Below are 18,668 nucleotides of genomic sequence, written 5' to 3'. Positions count from 1 at the left end.
GATGATTGAATCAACGAAAGTCACAGAACTAAAGGGCATCGGTGATAAAAGCGGAAAATTGATGGCAAGTCTTGGAATTGAAACTGTCCGGGACTTGCTCTTTCATTATCCAAGAGCATATGAACGGTTTGAAGATCCAGTTGCGATTGGTGATTTAGAGGAAGGGAAAATCCAAACAATTAAAGCCTATATCACCGGTAAAGTCCAAAGTACACGAGGAAAAAGTGTGCAAATCACTACAACATTTTTTGAAGATGAGACAGGCAGACTAAAGGCTGTTTGGTTTCGTATGCCTTATATGAAGAATTGTTTGAAAAGAGGAGAAGAAATAATTCTTAGAGGCTATGTTGCAATGCGAGGAAATCAGCTGGTGATGGAACAGGGCAAGATATATACTCCCCAGGAATATGAGAAGCTGCAAGGTTATCTACTTCCTGTTTATCACACAACAAAAGGTCTTTCCAATAATCTGATATCGAAAGGGATTCGTCAGGTGATTGACGGAATGACTTTGAGAGAGGATTCCCTTCCGGGAGAAATTCGGAAAAAATACTCTTTGTGTGAAATAAATTATGCCCTTCGGGGGATACATTTTCCGTTGAATGTAGAAGAATACTATCAAGCAAGAAAACGCTTGGTTTTTAATGAATTTTTAGATTTTATTCTCTCTTTAAAAGAACTAAAGATTGAAGGGGAAAAATGGGAAAACGAATATCCTGTTTGTGATTTTACGGAGAGCGAAGAGTTAAAGAAAAATCTTCCTTTTTCCTTAACAAATGCCCAGGAAAAGGTATGGAATGAAATAAAAGCAGATTTGGCATCTCAAAAGCCTATGTCCCGGCTTGTGCAAGGTGATGTGGGAAGTGGGAAGACAATACTTGCAGTGCTGGGGCTTATAAGTGTTGCGGCACAAGGGTTTCAAGGAGCGATGATGGCACCCACAGAAGTTCTTGCAAGACAACACTATGGGTCGATTGTTAAATTGCTAGAGGAATATCATCTTCCCTATCAGGTGGTGCTCTTAACGGGATCCTTAACAGAGGCAAAAAAGAGAGAGGCCTATGAGCGGATTGAAAAGAGGGAGGCTTCAATTATTATTGGAACCCATGCCTTGATACAGGAAAAGGTGATTTATGATTCTCTTGCTCTTGTGATTACAGATGAACAGCATCGTTTTGGTGTCAAGCAAAGAGAAAGTTTTGCAAATAAAGGGAAGGTACCTCATATATTAGTCATGAGTGCAACCCCGATTCCAAGAACCTTAGCGATTATTTTATATGGTGACTTGGATATTTCAGTAGTGGATGAGCTGCCAAAAAACCGTCTGCCTATAAAAAACTGTGTGGTAGGAGTAAACTATCGAAAAACAGCCTATCGTTTTATGATGGAAGAGGTAAAAAAAGGCAGACAATGCTATGTGATTTGTCCAATGGTAGAAGAAAGTGAAGGAATGGAAGCGGAAAATGTTCTCGATTATGCAAAAACTTTGAAAGATGCGATGGGATCAGACTTTTCAATTGATTTTCTTCATGGTAAGATGAAGCAGAAAGAAAAAGATGAGAAGATGGAAGGGTTTGTAGAGAATAAAACCAATATATTAGTTTCTACCACGGTGATTGAGGTTGGAATCGATGTTCCAAATGCGACGGTTATATTGATTGAAAATGCAGAAAGATTTGGTCTTGCCCAACTTCATCAGTTAAGAGGACGGGTAGGTCGAGGAGAACACCAGTCTTATTGCATATTTATGACACCATCGAAATCCTCAGCAACAAAGGAAAGGCTTGAAATATTAAATAATACAAACGATGGATTTAAGATTGCCAGCGAAGACTTAAGACTTCGTGGACCGGGAGATTTGTTCGGAATTCGACAGAGCGGGCTTCTAAATTTCAAATTAGGTGATGTCTTCCAGGACAGTGACCTTTTGAAAATGGCAAAAGAGGTTAGCGAGACGTTAGAGTTAAAAAGCAATATTACAATAGACAGGGGGCTTTTATAATGCGTGTAATTGCAGGGAGTTGCAGAAGTTTAAGGCTGAAAACTGTAGAGGGAAAAGATACGAGACCAACTACGGACCGCATTAAGGAAACATTGTTTAACATGATTTCAAATACGATTCCAGATGGGGTATTTCTGGACCTTTTTGCAGGGAGTGGAGGTATTGGAATAGAGGCTTTAAGCAGAGGAGCCAAGGAATGCGTTTTTGTGGAGAAAAATGGAATGGCAATTCGTGTCATTAATGAGAATCTAGAGCATACAGGTCTGAAAGAGCTTTCGACAGTATACCAAAGCGATGCGCTAAGTGCATTAAAGAGAATGGAAAATTCCAAGAAGTTTGATGTGATTTTTGTGGATCCACCTTATGATGGAGGGTTTTATGATGAAATTTTGTTTTATTTGTCAAAAAGTAAGTTGATTGATGAAGAGAGTCTTATTATAATGGAATCACGGAAAGAAGAGGAATTCTCCAATTTGGAGGAGCTCGGATTTCAGCTTATTAAGGAGAAAATATATAAAGGAAATAAACATATATTTATTGAACGCAGAGGAGAAAAGGAATGAAAAAATCAATTTATCCAGGAAGTTTTGATCCCGTTACTTTTGGACATTTAGACATTATAAAACGTGGGAGTAAAATGACGGATGAGTTAATCGTAGGTGTCTTGAACAATAAAGGAAAAATTCCGTTGTTTTCCGTAGAAGAACGTGTTAAAATGTTAGGTGAAATAACGAAAGAATTACCGAATGTAATTGTGTTGCCTTTTGAAGGTTTACTGGTGGATTTTGCGAAAGAAGTGAAAGCAGATAGTATAATAAGGGGTCTTCGGGCAATTACAGATTTTGAATATGAACTTTCGATGGCGCAGATTAATCATAAACTATACGGAGATTTGGAGAGTGTGTTTTTAACTGCAGCGTTAGAGTACGCGTATTTAAGCTCCTCGCTAGTGAAAGAGGTGGCGGCATTCGGCGGGGATGTTTCTCAGTTTGTGCCTCAATATGTGGCGGACAAATTAAGGGAAAAAAGATGAAAAGGAGAGTGTAAAAACAATGAGCAGTCGTATTGAGCAAATTATTGAAGAAATTGAAGAGTATATTGACAATTGTAAATTTCAGCCATTATCATCTACCAAAATCATTGTGAATAAAGATGAAATAGATGAGCTGTTGAGAGAACTTCGGATGAAGACTCCAGATGAGATAAAACGTTATCAAAAAATTATTGCGAATAAAGACGCGATTCTGGCAGATGCCCAGGCAAAGGCAGAAAGCATGATTGAGGAAGCGCAAATCCATACGAATGAGCTGGTAAGTGAGCATGAGATTATGCAACAGGCTTATTCACAGGCAAATGAGGTGGTAACAGCAGCTTCTGAGCAGGCACAGCAGATTCTGGATAATGCGACAAATGATGCAAATGATATTCGTATTGGAGCAGTACAGTATACGGATGATTTACTTGCAAATGCAGAAAATTTAATTGGACATACACTTGAGAATTACAATACAAAGTATGATGGTTTAGTAAATTCTCTTCAAGAATGTTTTGATATGGTACGAAACAACCGTTCTGAGCTGATGGTTCCAGAACAATCATCACGTTCTTTGGATGAAGAATATGGAAATAATGATTCTGATGATGATGAGATGTTATAATTTATAAAGTGAAGCTTCTTTTAAAGCCTTTAGAATTGCTTTGAAAGAAGCTTTTTTAATAGCAGCAAATATGCTAAAATATAGAGAAAAGAATCGATAGAAAGGACGGTGCTAATATGGCGGTTTTAGCAGGACTACAGCCAGAAAATGTATTTGAATTTTTTGAAGAAATCAGCAGCATCCCAAGACCTAGTTTTCATTGTGAAAAAATCAGCGAATACTGTGTGGAGTTCGGAAAGAAAAAAGGTCTTTTCGTATCTCAGGATGAGATGGGAAATGTAATTATTAAAAAACCAGGAACAAAGGGATATGAAAATGCACAACCGGTTATTTTGCAAGGTCACTTAGATATGGTTGCTGAAAAGGTTGGCCACTCAACCCATGATTTCATGGAAGACGGGTTGGATTTATATATTGAAGATGGCTTCATTAAGGCAAAAGACACCACCTTGGGTGCGGATAATGGAATCGCCGTAGCAATGGTATTGGCACTTTTGGATGGGGATTCCTATAAGCATCCTCCTATTGAAGCAGTCTTTACAGTGGATGAAGAGACTGGCATGGGAGGGGCGCATGCATTAGATTTTAGTCAATTGAGTGGAAAGCGCTTAATCAATTTGGATTCTGAGGAAGAAGGGATTCTAACAGCGGGTTGTTCCGGTGGTTTTCGATTTCAATTTGACATTCCCATGGAAAAGGAGACAGTCTCAGGTTCATTAGTTGATATTTCCATTCATGGTCTTAAAGGAGGTCATTCCGGGCAGGAGATCAATCTGCAAAGAGGGAATGCTCATAAAATGATGGGACGCTTCCTTTCCTTTCTTTTAAGGAAAACCGAGTTTTATCTGCTCTCTTTAGAGGGAGGGTCAAAAGATAATGTTATCTCTATGATATCAGCAGTAAAAATCTTGGTTGCAGAAGGACAAGAGCATGTCGTGGAAGAAACGGTAGAATATTTTCGAAACGTATGGGAGAAGGAGTTTGGAAAAGATGAACCGGACTTGGCAGTGGATTTGCTGATAGAGAGGAAGAGATGTGAAAGTGTATTTACAAAGGAGAGTACAAAAAGAGGTATTAACTTCGTTGAAATAATACCGAATGGAGTATTTGAATTTAGTAGATCTTTAAAAGATTTGGTGGAAACATCAAGTAATCTTGGATTTATTCATACAGGTGAGAAAGGAATTTCAGGAGCTTGTATGGTACGAAGTTCAATCGATAGTAAAATGGAACAATTAAAGGATGTACTTTATACCTCTCTTGAACTGTGCCAGGGAAATGCAGAGTTAAGTGGGGAGTATCCTGGATGGAAATATAAAGAAGAGTCGCCTCTTCGAAATGTTATGACAGCTGTTTATAGAAAATTATTTCATAAGGAGCCAGAAGTCATGGCAGTTCACGCAGGTTTAGAATGTGGTCTTTTTCTTGGGAAGAATCCAGATTTGGATTGTATTTCCTGCGGACCAGAGATGTTTGATGTCCATTCTGTGCGGGAACGATTAAGTATTGCGTCAACAAAGAATACCTGGGAGTATTTGTTAGCTGTTTTGGAGGAATTAAATGATTAACCTGCCACAGAAGTTTGAAGACAAAATGAAGGAACTTTTAAAGGAGGAATATCCTTCCTACCAAAAGAGCTTTGAGGAAGAGCGTCTTTATGGTCTTCGAGTAAATACAAAAAGAATATCAGTAGAAGAATTTTTGAAAATATGTCCTTTTTCTTTAGAACCAATCCCCTGGATTGAAAATGGTTTTTACTATGACGGAAAAAAAGAATTTCCAGCCAAGCATCCGTTTTACCATTGTGGACTTTACTATTTACAGGAACCAAGTGCTATGACCCCTGCTAATCGGCTTCCGATTGATGAAGGAGATTGCGTCTTAGACCTTTGTGCTGCTCCGGGAGGGAAAGCGACAGAACTTGGTGCTAAATTAAATGGATCAGGAATTTTAGTGACAAATGATATCAGCAATTCAAGAGCAAAAGGACTTCTTAAAAACATTGAAATATTTGGAATCGAAAATGTCCTGGTTCTTAATGAAGAACCAGGACGTCTTGTGGAAAAGTTCCCAGGATATTTTGACAAAATTCTGGTGGATGCTCCCTGCTCCGGAGAAGGAATGTTTCGAAAAGACAGCAAAATGGTTAAAGCATGGGAAGAACATGGGCCAGAGTACTTTTCGGAGATTCAAAAAGTAATTATGAGAGATGCCTATGAGATGTTAAAGCCAGGGGGGATGATTCTTTATTCTACTTGTACCTTTGATCTCAGTGAAAACGAAGAAATAATTAGTGGTTTACTGGAAGAATATGGGGATCTTGAATTAGAAAGTATTTCGCCTGGGTATGAGGGCTTTGAGAGTGGATTGGATAAGGAAGGGAAAACGATTCGGATTTTTCCTCACAAGATGAAAGGGGAAGGCCATTTTTTGGCTTTGCTCCATAAAAAAGGTTTAAAAACGGAAATGAACAATCGACAAAAGGAGAAGGGAATAAAGTTCGCTGACGAATTTTTAGAGTTCATTCAAATGTTGAATATTTCTTTGCCTCTTGAACAGATTGTAAACCGAAAAGATAAACTCTATCTGCTGCCAGCGGAAATTCCAGATTTGAAAGGATTGCGTTTTTTGCGTTCAGGGCTTTTTCTGGGAGAATGTAAAAAGAAGCGGTTTGAACCTAGCCAAGCTTTTGCAATGACATTGAAAGAAGAGGATTTTAAAAATACATTAAATTTGTCCGTTTCAGATGAGAGAGTTATGCGTTACCTTAGAGGAGAAACAATTGAGGTAAAAGAAAAACGAAAAAAGGGATACTGCTTGATACTTGTGGAAGGTTTTCCTCTTGGCTGGGGGAAATACAGTGACCATAAAATAAAAAACAAGTACCTGCCAGGATGGAGAGCTACCTATGCTTAAGGATATAGAAGGAATTATCTTTGATTTAGATGGAACCCTAATTGATTCTATGTGGATTTGGCCCAGTGTGGATGAAGAGTATTTAGGCGCACGAAACCTAAGGATGCCAGAAGGGTTTCAGGATCAGATGGAAGGGATGAGCTATCGGGATGTTGCAAAACTTTTCCGCACTACTTTTCCAAGTATTGAGTCTTCTACGGAAGAGATTATGGAAGAGTGGATTAGAATGGCTTACCATAAGTATGTGAATGAAGTACCTCTAAAGAGTGGGGTGAAGAAATTCTTACAAGAAATGAGAAGACGGGAAATTCCAATGGGAATTGCTACCAGCAATACGTTGGATTTGGTTTTGGATACCTTAAAAAGCCTGGAAATAGATTTCTATTTTTCATCCATTCATTCTGCGAATGAAGTAAAAAGTGGAAAACCAGAACCAGATATTTATCTGCTGGTAAGTCAGGAGCTGGGGATTTCACCTAAGAAATGTTTGGTTTTTGAAGATGTGCCAATGGGAATTTTAGCAGGGAAAAATGCTGGCATGAAGGTATGCGGAGTGGAGGATTCTTTTTCTGCAAACCAAGTTCAAAAGAAAAAGGCTTTGGCAGATTTTTATATTAATCATTATGACGAAATAGAGATGGGAACATTCGAGGTGTGTAAATAATGCGAGATTTTTTACCTCTAACAAAAGAGGATATGAATAAAAGAGGCTGGAGTGAAGTGGATTTTGTCTATGTTTCAGGTGATGGATACGTAGACCACCCAAGCTTTGGAACTGCAATTATTACGAGGCTGTTAGAGTCTATGGGCTTCCGGGTTGGTTTGATTTGTCAACCGGACTGGAAGAACCAGAAAAGTATTGAAACCTTTGGGGAACCAAGGCTTGGTTTTTTTGTATCAGCCGGTAATATGGATTCTATGGTAAATCATTACAGTGTATCAAAAAAGAAACGCAAAACAGATGCATATACTCCGGGAGGAGTCATGGGGAAAAGACCAGATTATGCATGTGTTGTGTATAGTAATCTCATTCGTCAAACCTATAAAAAGACCCCGATTATTCTCGGAGGAATTGAAGCCAGCTTAAGAAGAATGTGTCATTATGATTATTGGTCCGATAAGCTAAAGAGATCTATTTTATTGGATTCAGGGGCGGACTTAATATCCTATGGTATGGGAGAAAAATCGATTCGTGAAATCGCAGAAGCATTGGAGAGTGGAATTTCGATTTCCGATATTACATTTGTAGATGGAACGGTGTATAAAACCAAAAAGAAAGAGGATATTTATGATTTCATTGAGCTTCCTCAATTTGAGGCAATGAAGGAAGAAAAACTCTTGTATGCGAAAAGTTTTTATATACAATATCAAAATACGGATCCCTTTTCCGGGAAAAGGCTGGTAGAACCTTATAAGGATTGGTATGTGGTTCAGAATCCACCGTCAAAACCTCTTTCGGAAGGAGAAATGGATCAAACCTATGGATATCCATACATGAGAACTTATCATCCGTCCTATGAAAAGGATGGGGGAATACCGGCAATTCGTGAAGTGAAGTTTAGCTTAATCAGTAATCGAGGCTGTTTTGGAGGTTGTAGTTTTTGTGCTTTGACCTTTCATCAGGGAAGAATTATTCAGACAAGAAGCCATGAATCGTTGATTCGTGAGGCGGAAAAATTTGTTTGGGAGGATGATTTTAAAGGCTACATACATGATGTAGGTGGACCAACAGCAAATTTTCGAGATGTAGCATGTAAGGCTCAATTAAAAAGAGGAGCCTGCAAAAACAAGCAGTGCCTCTTTCCGGAGCCCTGTAAGAATCTTGAGGCTTCCCATAAGGACTATTTAAGTCTGCTTCGCAGACTGCGGGAAATTCCCAAGGTGAAAAAAGTATTCATCCGCTCAGGAATTCGTTTTGATTACGTTATGGCGGATTCAGATGATACTTTTTTCTATGAATTGTGTGAACATCACGTAAGCGGACAGCTAAAAGTTGCACCAGAGCATGTCTCTAAAAACGTTCTTTTAAAGATGGGCAAACCTGAAAATGCAGTATATCAAGAGTTTGTTAAAAAATATTATAAGATTAATAAGGAAATCAACAAAGAACAGTATTTGGTTCCTTATCTAATGTCTTCCCATCCAGGTTCAACATTAAAGGATGCGATAACATTAGCTGAATATTTAAGAGATCTTGGATATATGCCAGAGCAGGTACAGGATTTTTATCCAACTCCTTCGACACTTTCAACGGTTATGTATTATACAGGTGTGGATCCAAGGGATATGAAAAAGGTTTATGTACCGAAGAATCCTCATGAAAAAGCGATGCAGCGTGGGTTGATACAGTATCGAAATCCTAAAAATTATGGATTGGTTATGGAGGCGCTTTTAAAAGCAGGACGTAAAGATTTAATAGGATTTGATAAAAAGGCATTGATTCGGCCAAGACAGCAAGACAAGAAAGACAAGAAAGCGGTTCACGTGGAAAAAAGAAAAGAAAAGAAGAAAACAATACGTAACACACATAAAAAGAAAAAATAGGAGGCTTTTATGAACATAGCTATTGTAACAGGTGCTTCTTCGGGGCTGGGCAGAGAATTTGTCAGACAAATCGAAAGTGTTTATAAAAACATTGATGAAATATGGGTTATTGCGAGAAGAAAAGAGCGTTTGGAAAAGCTAAAGATGAGGTCTCGTGTAACGATTCATGTTTTGGATGGAGATTTAACTCAGGAAAACATATATGAAAGGCTGGCCTATGAACTCCGCACAAAAGGGGCAAGGGTTCGTATGCTTGTAAATGCTTCGGGTTTTGGAAAGTACGGTCTGATTTCATCACTGGAAACAAAGGATATGTTAGGAATGATTGATGTAAACTGTAAAAGCCTGACGAAGATGACGCTGGTCTGTCTGCCTTATATGAGCCGTGGAAGTCGCATTATTCAAGTTGCATCAGCAGCGGCATTTACACCCCAACCTAAATTTACAATTTATGCAGCAACGAAAGCCTATGTGCTTCGGTTTTCCTTAGGGCTTCGGGAGGAGCTGAAAAAGAAAGGAATTTGGGTAACAACTTTATGTCCGGGTCCTGTTAAAACAGAGTTTTTCCAAGTTGCAGGTCCTGCACAAAAGTTGACAAAGGAAGAATTTATGTCGGAGGCAGAAGAGGTAGTGCGAAGGGGGTTGATTGCTTCGATTGAAAAGAAACCTCTTTGTGTGTTTGGTCCATTTATGAAAGCCTTTTATGTGGCATCTTCAATTTTTCCGGATACATTAACAGCAAAAGCATTGCAATTATTTAATAATTAGAAAAGGATAACGAAATGAAGGATAAAAAGGGACAACCAGGATATATTCAAGACAAAAAGAGAAAATACCTGATTTATACAATTGCTGAGTTTTCCGTTGTGATTATCTTGTTGGTTATGGGAATAGTTGCAACCAAAACAAGATTAAATTTGCTGACTGTTGCGGCAGTAGTAGGATGCTTGCCTGCTTCAAAAATGTTAGTAGCATTGATTGTGATGATGCCTCACAAATCAGTTGCCAAAGAGATTGTGCAAGATGTGGCGAACAAAGGAGATTTACTTCTTTCGGTATATGATCTGATTTTGACCAGCAAGGATGATATTATGCCTGTGGATATAATTGTGATATCAGATCATACAATATGTGGTTATACGAGTTCACAAAAGGTAAAAGAAGATGTTGTGGCACAGCATATAAAACAACTTTTAGCAGAACAGAAAATTGAAAAAGTGACGGTTAAGATTTTCAAAGATTATAAAGCATTTTTATCAAGAGTAGAAGGCTTGAATGCTATGAGGAGTGTAGACAAGAAAAAATGCACCAAAGAAGAGCAGCGAATGAAGGGAATTATACTAACGAGTGCTATGTAAAGGTAAAGTATGAGAAAATTAATCATTACAAAAAACGAAGCAAATCAAAGATTGGATAAATATCTTTCGAAATATTTAAAAGAATCAACCAAGAGCTTTTTATACAAAATGATGCGGAAAAAGAATATTCTTTTAAATGATAAAAAAGCACAAGGCAATGAAAAATTACAGGTTGGAGATGAAATAAGTCTCTATATGAGAGATGAAACAATTGAGAAATTTAAAGGAGAACGTATCCCCCAAGTAACGATTGGCAATTCTCAGTTCAAGAATTGGATACTCTTTGAAGATGATAATATTTTAGTTTTGAATAAACCTTATGGAGTCTTATCCCAGAAAAGCAAGCCGGAGGATGTTTCTGTTGTAGAGATGTTTATCGCATATCTATTGGAAGAAGGAAAGCTCACAGAGACTGAATTGGAGAGTTTTACACCGGGAATATGCAATCGTTTGGATCGAAATACCAGTGGAATCATTGTTGCAGGTAAAAGCTTGCAGGGATTGCAGAAAATGAATGAGCTTTTCAAATCCCGGGAAATAAAGAAGTACTATTTATGCTTGGTAAAAGGTGTTGTAAGGGAAAGAGGAGAGCTAAGAGGGAGTCTTACAAAAGATGAAAGAAGCAATAAAGTAAAAGTATCCACTCATGGGAAGGAAGCTATAGAAACCCATTATGAACCAATCGGTGTCAGTAAAGAAGTAAGCCTTTTGCGTGTTCATTTAATTACTGGGAAAACCCATCAAATACGAGCTCATTTGGCATCAATAGGCCACCCCATAATAGGTGATTTTAAATATGGAAATGAAAAAGTGAATCAGATGTATAAAGAAAAATACCATTTAAAGCATCAGCTTCTTCATGCATTTATGTTGGAGTTCCCCAGTATGGAGGGGGAATTTCAAAATTTAAATAAGCGCCAAATGAAGGCGCCTATACCGCAAATATTCAAGAAAGTAACTGAGGAAATACAATGGCAACATGGAATTCAAGAGGACTTAGAGGTTCGGGATTAGAAGAATTTATTAATCGTACCAATGAAATTTATTTGGAGAAAAAGTTGGCGCTGATTCAAAAAATACCGACGCCGATTACTCCGGTTAAAATAGATAAAGAGCATAGACATATTACATTAGCTTATTTTGATCAACAAAGTACGGTAGATTATATTGGAGCAGTTCAGGGAATCCCTGTATGCTTTGATGCAAAGGAATGCAATGCAAGAACCTTTCCGCTGCAAAATATACATGCACACCAAATTGAATTTATGGATGGCCTTGAGGAACAAGGCGGAGTTTCCTTTATACTCATATATTATACACAAATGGAAAAGGTCTATTATATGCCCTTTCGGGAAATCTTAAAGTTTTGGAAAAGAAGAGAAGAGGGGGGAAGGAAAAGTATTGCTTTTGATGAATTAGGTGAGGGGTGGTTTATGGAAATAACCAGAGGATGCTTTGTTCCATACTTGGATGGAATTGCCAAGGATTTAGAATCTAGACCATAACTTGACAAAGAGAGAGAAACTTCGTATAATTCTAAAAGTAGTTTATCGTAGTAGCACACTAAAGTGCGGAGGAGAATATGAAACAATTATTACATACGCCAGAGGGTGTAAGAGATATTTATAATGGAGAATGTGGGAAAAAGCTGACTTTAGAACAAAAGCTACATCAAGTTTTTTGCCTTTACGGGTACCAAGATATACAGACACCAACTTTTGAGTTTTTTGATGTTTTTCGAGAAGAAATTGGAACGATTTCCTCAAAAGAGTTATACCGATTTTTTGACAACGAAGGAAATATACTGGCTCTTAGACCGGATATTACCCCGTCTATTGCAAGAGTGTGTGCAACCTTATTTGAAGAAGAAGAGATGCCCCTTCGACTTTGCTATACAGGTAATATTTTTATCAACCATTCCAGTTATCAAGGCCGTTTAAAGGAAAACACACAAATGGGTGCCGAGTTAGTAGGTGATACAACTCCGGAAGCAGATGCTGAAATGATTGCTCTGGTCATTGAATCTATGAAATCAGTTGGACTAAAAGAGTTTCAACTTAGTGTAGGACATGGAGAGTTTTTGAAGGGATTAATTGAAAGTGCTGTTCTTTCTGAGAAAGAAGAACAGAAGGTACAAAAGTTAATCAATAATCGTAATTTCTTTGGTTTGTTTGATTTTCTGGAAAAAGTAGGAGTTTCCAGAGAGGTGACCCAGGCTTTTCAGAGTCTCAATGAATTGGTCGGAGGAGTTGAGATACTTTCTGAGGCTTATAAAATCTCATCTGATGATAAGTGTGTTCAGGCAGTCAAAAGATTAGAGCGAATCTATGATTTGTTGAAGATTTATGGTCTGGAAAAATATATTACTTTTGATTTGGGCTTGAGTGGTGGAGCGTATGAATATTATACAGGAGTGATTTTCCGCTGTTACACATATGGAAGTGGAGATGCGATTGTAAAGGGTGGACGCTATGATCATTTGATTGAAAAGTTTGGAAAAGAAGCACCATCGATTGGTTTTGCGATTGTAGTAGATGAAGTGATTGAGGCTTTAGATCGACAGAAAATAGAAGTTTCTTCTTCGCCAGGAAATACTTTGATTGTATATAATGAAGGATTGGAAGAAAAGGCAATTACCAAGGCGAAGGATTTAAGGCTAAAGGGTGAAAATGTACAAATCCTTATGAAGAGTGGAAATAAAGAAATAGATGATTACAAAGACTATGGAAAAAAATACAACGCAAAATCATTAATTTTGATTACAGGAGATGAAAATGAGATATTTGACCTTTGCTCTGGGAAAGGGCCGGCTTGCTAAAGAAGCTTTAAAACTATTTGAAAAAACCGGGATTACTTGTGAAGAAATGAAAGACAAGGATTCCAGAAAACTAATTTTTGTTAATGAAGAATTGAAGATGCGTTTCTTTTTAGCCAAAGGTCCAGATGTACCTACTTATGTAGAGTATGGAGCAGCGGATATTGGTATCGTGGGAAGAGATACAATCTTGGAAGAAGGAAGACAAGTGCATGAGGTGTTGGATCTTGGCTTTGGGAAGTGTAAGATGTGTATCTGTGGCAGAGAAGAAGATCGTGTTTACTTAAATAATCGTGAAGTGATTCGGGTCGCTACGAAATATCCAAACATAGCAAAGCATCATTTTTACGAGAAAAAGAATCAAACGGTAGAGATTATTAAACTGAATGGCTCCATAGAGCTTGCACCAATCGTGGGATTGTCTGAAGTGATTGTAGATATTGTGGAGACGGGATCAACTCTTCGAGAGAATGGATTGGGTGTCTTGGAAGAAATCTGTGATTTATCAGCGCGTATGATTGTGAATCCGGTGAGCATGCGTATGGAAAATGACCGTATCAAAGAATTGATTGGAAAAGTCAGAGAACAACTGTAGAGGAATGGAAAATGCGAATTGAAAAAATTACAAATGAAAATTTAAATACGATTCTTGAGAATCTATTAAAGAGAAGTCCTAATAACTATGGGGACTACGAGGATGTGGTAAAGGGTATATTGGAAGAGGTCAAAAAGAGAGGTGATGAGGCTCTTTTTGAATATACGAAGAAATTTGATGGAGCATTTATTACAGAAGAAAATATTCTTGTTTCAGAGGAGGAAATTGAACAAGCATATCGTAACATTGATGATGATTTATTATGGGTGATTCGCAAGTCCCTAAAGAACATTAAGTCTTTTCATGAAAAACAAAAGCAAAGAAGTTGGATTGATACACATGACAATGGAGTGATGCTTGGGCAAAAGGTTACGCCTTTAAACCGGGTAGGAGTCTATGTTCCAGGTGGAAAAGCAGTGTATCCTTCTTCGGTACTGATGAATATTGTGCCGGCAAAGGTGGCAGGTGTAGATGAAATTATTATGGTTACACCTCCAGAAAAGGATAATTCCATTAATTCAACAACATTAGTTGCGGCAAGGGAAGCTGGAGTCAGTAAAATCTATAAGGTAGGAGGCGCGCAAGGAATAGCGGCTCTTGCTTATGGAACAAAGAGTGTTCCAAAGGTAGATAAGATTACCGGTCCTGGCAATATTTATGTTGCATTAGCAAAAAGAGCAGTCTATGGTCATGTAAGCATTGACTCAATAGCAGGACCAAGTGAAATTTTGATTTTAGCAGATGAGAGTGCAAATCCTAAATTTGTTGCTGCCGATCTTTTGTCTCAGGCAGAGCATGACGAGCTGGCAAGTGCAATTTTAGTTACTTCTAGTATAGAGCTTGCAAAGCAAGTGTCTGATTGGGTTTCGGAATATACAAGTGCATTGCCCAGAAAAGAAATTATTGAAAAATCAATTGAAAACTATGGATATATACTGGTGACGGATAGTTTGGAAGAGAGTATTGGAGTGGCAAATGAGATTGCTTCTGAGCATTTAGAAATTATGACTAAGGAACCTTATGAGGTTATGACTAAGATTCGAAATGCAGGTGCGATTTTTATTGGAGAATACTCCAGTGAACCGTTAGGAGACTATTATGCAGGTCCGAATCATGTGTTGCCTACTAATGGGACGGCAAAGTTTTTTTCGCCTCTTTCAGTAGATGATTTTATTAAAAAATCCAGTCTAATCAGCTATTCAAAAGAGGCATTGTTTGAAGCGGCAGATGATATTATGAAGTTTGCTACTGCCGAGGAACTAAGTGCCCACGCTCATTCAATACGGGTACGTCTTGAGGAGGAAGGTAGATGAAAAATCAGGTTACGATTGTACGAAAGACGAAAGAAACGGATATTGTGCTAACTCTGACAATAAATGGGAGAGGACGGAACAATATTGATACAGGAATTGGTTTTTTTGACCATATGCTAGATGGCTTTGCACGACATGGTTTATTTGATTTGGATGTACAAGTAAAGGGTGATTTAGAGGTTGATTCGCACCATACTATAGAAGATACGGGAATTGTTTTGGGAGAAGCAATAAGAGAGGCAATAGAAGATAAGGCTGGTTTAAAACGCTACGGACATTTTACTTTGCCAATGGATGAGACGTTAGTTATTGCAGCTGTTGATTTATCGGGAAGACCTTATTTGAATTATAATGCAGAGTTTTCGGTAGAAAGAATTGGTACTCTTGAGACGGAGATGATACGTGAATTTTTCTATGCTGTTTCTTATGGAGGGATGATGAATCTGCATTTAAAAGTCTTGGATGGAACCAATAATCACCATATTGCTGAGGCTTTATTTAAAGGGTTTGGTAAAGCGTTGGATATGGCAACGCAGGAAGAACCAAGAATAAAAGAAGCATGGACAACAAAAGGAAGTCTGTGAGAAGGAGTAGTTATGAGTTTAAAACGAATTATACCCTGTATATTTCTTAAACATAAAAAAGCAGTAAATTGGTTTGATGATGACACGATCATTTCGGGAAATGTATTGGAATTAGTAAGGAGCTACAATGAAAAAGGAGCGGATGAATTACTTATTTTTGATCTCTCCCGGCATGAGGAAGATAAAGATGAGGTGCTTCATTTTATTAAGCGTATTAAAAAGGCAACTAGAATCCCCTTGCTTATTGCAGGCAATATAAATAATCTTGAGGATGTTAAAAAGGTTCTTTACGCAGGTGCAAGCAAGGTGGTAATCAATATCTCAAAACCTGATGCAGATCAGTTGATTGAAGCGGCGGCAGCTCGTTTTGGTAAAGAAAAAATCAGTGTATCCATCAATGATTTTGATGCGTTGTTTAAGCATCAGCATACAATTAATAAAAATGCCAGAGAGTTATTGATTATGCACCAGCTGGATATGGATTCTGTAAAAAATGTTTCTCAACTGAGCAGTGTTGTATTTAGCCAGTCTACCGATAAAGAAGAAATTCTTTCTCTTTTGGAAAAGACAAAGGTTAGAGGTGTAACGGGCCCCTTTGTTAGCCGCGAGGAAATGGATTTCTTTGCCTTAAAAGAAGAATGTGTTGAAAAAGGGATTCCTGTTTCTACATTTGAAAGTGAAATAGAGTTTTCTGAAATGAAGTTAAATGACCAAGGTCTTATTCCAGTCATTGTCCAGAATTATAAGACAGAAGAGGTTCTGATGATGGCGTATATGAATGAGGAGGCTTTTAATTATACTATTAAGACAGGAAAAATGACTTATTATAGCCGTAGCCGTAAGCAATTATGGATCAAAGGAGAAACCAGTGGCCATACACAGTATTTGAAATCCATTCAGGTGGATTGTGATAAGGATACGTTGTTAGCAAAGGTGGAACAGTTAGGAGCAGCGTGTCATACGGGAAATCCAACTTGTTTTTATACGCCGGTCGCGGGAGAGATAAATGATATGTCGAATCCATTGAATGTATTCAAGGATCTTTATGATACAATTGTGGATCGACGAGAAAATCCAAAGGAAGGGTCTTACACAAATTATCTTTTTGATAAGGGTATAGACAAGATATTAAAAAAGGTTGGAGAAGAGGCGGCAGAAATTATAATTGCTTCCAAAAATCCTAATACAGAGGAAATAAAGTATGAAATTGCAGATTTTCTCTATCATATGAATGTTTTAATGGTGGAAAAAGGAATTACGTGGGAAGAAATTCTAGAAGAATTAGACGATCGATAGAATCTACAGGGAGTTGTCCGTAAAGGTTACGGATAGCTCCTTTTTATTTTATGTGCTTCTGCATATAATTCTTGCAGCTCCCTTTTTCTCCGTCGTGCAATTTGAATTTTAATAGAGGGATTGGTATTTAAAATCAAGAAAGAGTCTACTAGATTCAGCGTACATTTCTGCAGGAGGTTAACAATATAAGATTTATGAACACGTACTAAATATCTACATGTGCTTTCATACTCTATCTCACCAATTCCTTTTCGAATCAAAACATGGTTTCCAGTATGCAAAAATATGTTGGAGTAGCTGCCCTCGGCTTCAATATAAAGTATATCTCGATAGGGAATATTTAAATAGCCTTTTTGAGGATCAAAAACTTTGATAAAAGATTTATTATTTAATTTGTAAATTGTTTTCTGGAAAATTCTGTGGAATTCTTTGTTAATAACAGGTTTATGCAAAAATCCATATACATTTTTTCCGAAGGAGTCATAGATTATTTCTTTGTGATGTGTTACGAAAATAATCATGATATTTAAGTCTCGCTGTTCAAGGGTTTCCTTGACATCTAAGCCTGAGAGCCCAGGCATTTCTTCATCAAGAAAGAGTAATGCAAAATCAATTTTTGATTTTACAAGATCGTTTCCTGTAGAAAAGAATGTATATTCGGCGTGTATGTTAAGGTCTCTACAACAATCATTACACAATTGAGCGATTTTTTTTTGCCAATATTCTTCATTGTCGCAGATTCCGATTTTGTATATTAGTTCTGTCATGCTTTCCTCCTCCTACCGTTAAAAACAAAAACTAACCAATCTAAACGAAAGAATTGATTTTTTAAAATAAATACAATATTATCAAAATAGTATACCTATATATTAATATAAACAAATAAAAAATGAAAGAGAAAATATTCCGGTTGGCGGTTAAAGATATTTTTTTGATTGGAGGGAGAATAAATGCTTGAATTTATTGGATATTCCTTGAAAATTGGAAACAAGGAATTGATTAAAAATCTAAATATAAAATTTCGAGATTCTGTGATTTCACATTTGGGCGGAAGTAATGGAGTGGGGAAGTCGTGCTTTGCCAAATCATGTATCAATATTTTAGATTATGAGGGTGAAATTAAAGCTTCATCGGAACCGGTTGTCATTGGCAGTTATAGTAATGTTCCAAGTGATTTACGTCTGAATAACTTATATGTTTTTTTGAAATCGAAATATGAGAACAAATATGTTGAGTGGTTGTTTTTCATGTTGGGTCTTGATACAATACCGAAATCTTTCAGAATAAAGAATATGAGTGACGGACAGAAACAAAAAATGAAATTACTGACATTTTTAGCATCAAAACCCAGAGTGATAATATTAGACGAGTTTACAAATGCAATTGACAAAAAAAGTACTCTGGATATATACGATTTTTTGATTAAATATGTTGAACAAGAAGGTGTCACCTGCGTTAATATTTCTCATAATTTGTCGGATATTGAGCATATGAGTGGGAGATATTATTATATGGAGGAAAAGACAATAAAGGAAGTGGATAGTAAAGAGGAGATAATAAAAACCTACATAAGAGGAGGGAGATAAA

19 protein-coding genes are annotated in these 18,668 nt (G+C 37.3%); 18 read left to right on the top strand and 1 reads right to left on the bottom strand.

The window, feature by feature from the left end; translation table 11 throughout:
• The first annotated feature begins 1 nt into the window (after position 1).
• From recG to hisIE, 17 genes are all read left to right on the top strand, one after another.
• The gene (recG, locus tag NHH15_RS01575; RefSeq protein WP_262065094.1) at positions 2-2,002 is read left to right on the top strand and encodes an ATP-dependent DNA helicase RecG; all 2,001 of its coding nucleotides are present in this window, start codon (positions 2-4) and stop codon (positions 2,000-2,002) included.
• Positions 2,002-2,565, top strand: a complete 564-nt coding sequence (gene rsmD, locus NHH15_RS01570) for a 16S rRNA (guanine(966)-N(2))-methyltransferase RsmD (protein WP_262064887.1) — start codon at positions 2,002-2,004, stop codon at positions 2,563-2,565. Before recG ends, rsmD begins: the two co-directional genes overlap by 1 nt.
• The gene (coaD, locus tag NHH15_RS01565) at positions 2,562-3,035 is read left to right on the top strand and encodes a pantetheine-phosphate adenylyltransferase (protein ID WP_262064886.1); all 474 of its coding nucleotides are present in this window, start codon (positions 2,562-2,564) and stop codon (positions 3,033-3,035) included. Before rsmD ends, coaD begins: the two co-directional genes overlap by 4 nt.
• A 19-nt stretch (positions 3,036-3,054) precedes the next feature.
• On the top strand, positions 3,055-3,660 hold the full coding sequence (locus NHH15_RS01560) for an ATPase (RefSeq protein ID WP_262064885.1): 606 nt from the start codon (positions 3,055-3,057) through the stop codon (positions 3,658-3,660).
• 116 nt (positions 3,661-3,776) lie between these two features.
• Entirely contained in the window at positions 3,777-5,228 is a 1,452-nt protein-coding gene (locus tag NHH15_RS01555) for an aminoacyl-histidine dipeptidase (RefSeq protein WP_262064884.1), read from the top strand.
• A complete protein-coding gene (locus NHH15_RS01550; protein WP_262065093.1) occupies positions 5,224-6,576 on the top strand; it encodes an RsmF rRNA methyltransferase first C-terminal domain-containing protein in 1,353 nt (450 codons plus the stop codon). The genes NHH15_RS01555 and NHH15_RS01550 overlap by 5 nt, the downstream gene beginning before the upstream one ends.
• Positions 6,569-7,240: an HAD family hydrolase gene (locus NHH15_RS01545; protein ID WP_262064883.1), complete on the top strand. Its 672-nt coding sequence runs from the start codon at positions 6,569-6,571 to the stop codon at positions 7,238-7,240. The genes NHH15_RS01550 and NHH15_RS01545 overlap by 8 nt, the downstream gene beginning before the upstream one ends.
• Positions 7,237-9,120 carry a YgiQ family radical SAM protein gene (locus NHH15_RS01540; protein ID WP_262065092.1) on the top strand — a complete coding sequence of 628 codons (1,884 nt, stop codon included), beginning with the start codon at positions 7,237-7,239 and terminating at the stop codon, positions 9,118-9,120. Before NHH15_RS01545 ends, NHH15_RS01540 begins: the two co-directional genes overlap by 4 nt.
• A gap of 9 nt (positions 9,121-9,129) precedes the next feature.
• Positions 9,130-9,888, top strand: coding sequence for an SDR family NAD(P)-dependent oxidoreductase (locus NHH15_RS01535; RefSeq protein ID WP_262064882.1), 759 nt, complete (start codon positions 9,130-9,132; stop codon positions 9,886-9,888).
• A 14-nt stretch (positions 9,889-9,902) separates the two neighbouring features.
• Positions 9,903-10,478 (top strand): hypothetical protein, encoded by a 576-nt coding sequence (locus NHH15_RS01530; protein ID WP_262064881.1) that lies wholly within the window; start codon positions 9,903-9,905, stop codon positions 10,476-10,478.
• Between the two features lie 9 nt (positions 10,479-10,487).
• Positions 10,488-11,492, top strand: coding sequence for an RluA family pseudouridine synthase (locus NHH15_RS01525; protein ID WP_262064880.1), 1,005 nt, complete (start codon positions 10,488-10,490; stop codon positions 11,490-11,492).
• Positions 11,450-11,983: a Holliday junction resolvase RecU gene (locus NHH15_RS01520; RefSeq protein WP_262064879.1), complete on the top strand. Its 534-nt coding sequence runs from the start codon at positions 11,450-11,452 to the stop codon at positions 11,981-11,983. Before NHH15_RS01525 ends, NHH15_RS01520 begins: the two co-directional genes overlap by 43 nt.
• 77 nt (positions 11,984-12,060) lie before the next feature.
• Positions 12,061-13,296: an ATP phosphoribosyltransferase regulatory subunit gene (gene hisZ, locus NHH15_RS01515; RefSeq protein ID WP_262064878.1), complete on the top strand. Its 1,236-nt coding sequence runs from the start codon at positions 12,061-12,063 to the stop codon at positions 13,294-13,296.
• A complete protein-coding gene (gene hisG / locus NHH15_RS01510; RefSeq protein WP_262064877.1) occupies positions 13,253-13,888 on the top strand; it encodes an ATP phosphoribosyltransferase in 636 nt (211 codons plus the stop codon). Before hisZ ends, hisG begins: the two co-directional genes overlap by 44 nt.
• Positions 13,889-13,899: 11 nt before the next feature.
• On the top strand, positions 13,900-15,201 hold the full coding sequence (gene hisD / locus NHH15_RS01505) for a histidinol dehydrogenase (RefSeq protein ID WP_262064876.1): 1,302 nt from the start codon (positions 13,900-13,902) through the stop codon (positions 15,199-15,201).
• Positions 15,198-15,785 (top strand): imidazoleglycerol-phosphate dehydratase HisB, encoded by a 588-nt coding sequence (gene hisB, locus NHH15_RS01500; RefSeq protein ID WP_262064875.1) that lies wholly within the window; start codon positions 15,198-15,200, stop codon positions 15,783-15,785. The genes hisD and hisB overlap by 4 nt, the downstream gene beginning before the upstream one ends.
• Before the next feature lie 12 nt (positions 15,786-15,797).
• Entirely contained in the window at positions 15,798-17,081 is a 1,284-nt protein-coding gene (gene hisIE / locus NHH15_RS01495; protein WP_262064874.1) for a bifunctional phosphoribosyl-AMP cyclohydrolase/phosphoribosyl-ATP diphosphatase HisIE, read from the top strand.
• A 26-nt stretch (positions 17,082-17,107) separates the two neighbouring features.
• Here the strand turns inward: hisIE and NHH15_RS01490 are convergent, their stop codons facing one another.
• A complete protein-coding gene (locus NHH15_RS01490) occupies positions 17,108-17,848 on the bottom strand; it encodes a LytR/AlgR family response regulator transcription factor (protein ID WP_262064873.1) in 741 nt (246 codons plus the stop codon).
• Between the two features lie 183 nt (positions 17,849-18,031).
• Between NHH15_RS01490 and NHH15_RS01485 the strand changes: the two genes are divergently transcribed.
• Positions 18,032-18,667: an ATP-binding cassette domain-containing protein gene (locus NHH15_RS01485; RefSeq protein WP_262064872.1), complete on the top strand. Its 636-nt coding sequence runs from the start codon at positions 18,032-18,034 to the stop codon at positions 18,665-18,667.
• Position 18,668: the final 1 nt, after the last annotated feature.

It is taken from the genome of Aequitasia blattaphilus (assembly GCF_024721305.1).
Lineage (GTDB): Bacteria > Bacillota > Clostridia > Lachnospirales > Lachnospiraceae > Aequitasia > Aequitasia blattaphila.
The sequence above is the reverse complement of the archived record's forward strand: the minus strand, read 5'-3'. Positions and strand labels throughout refer to the sequence as shown.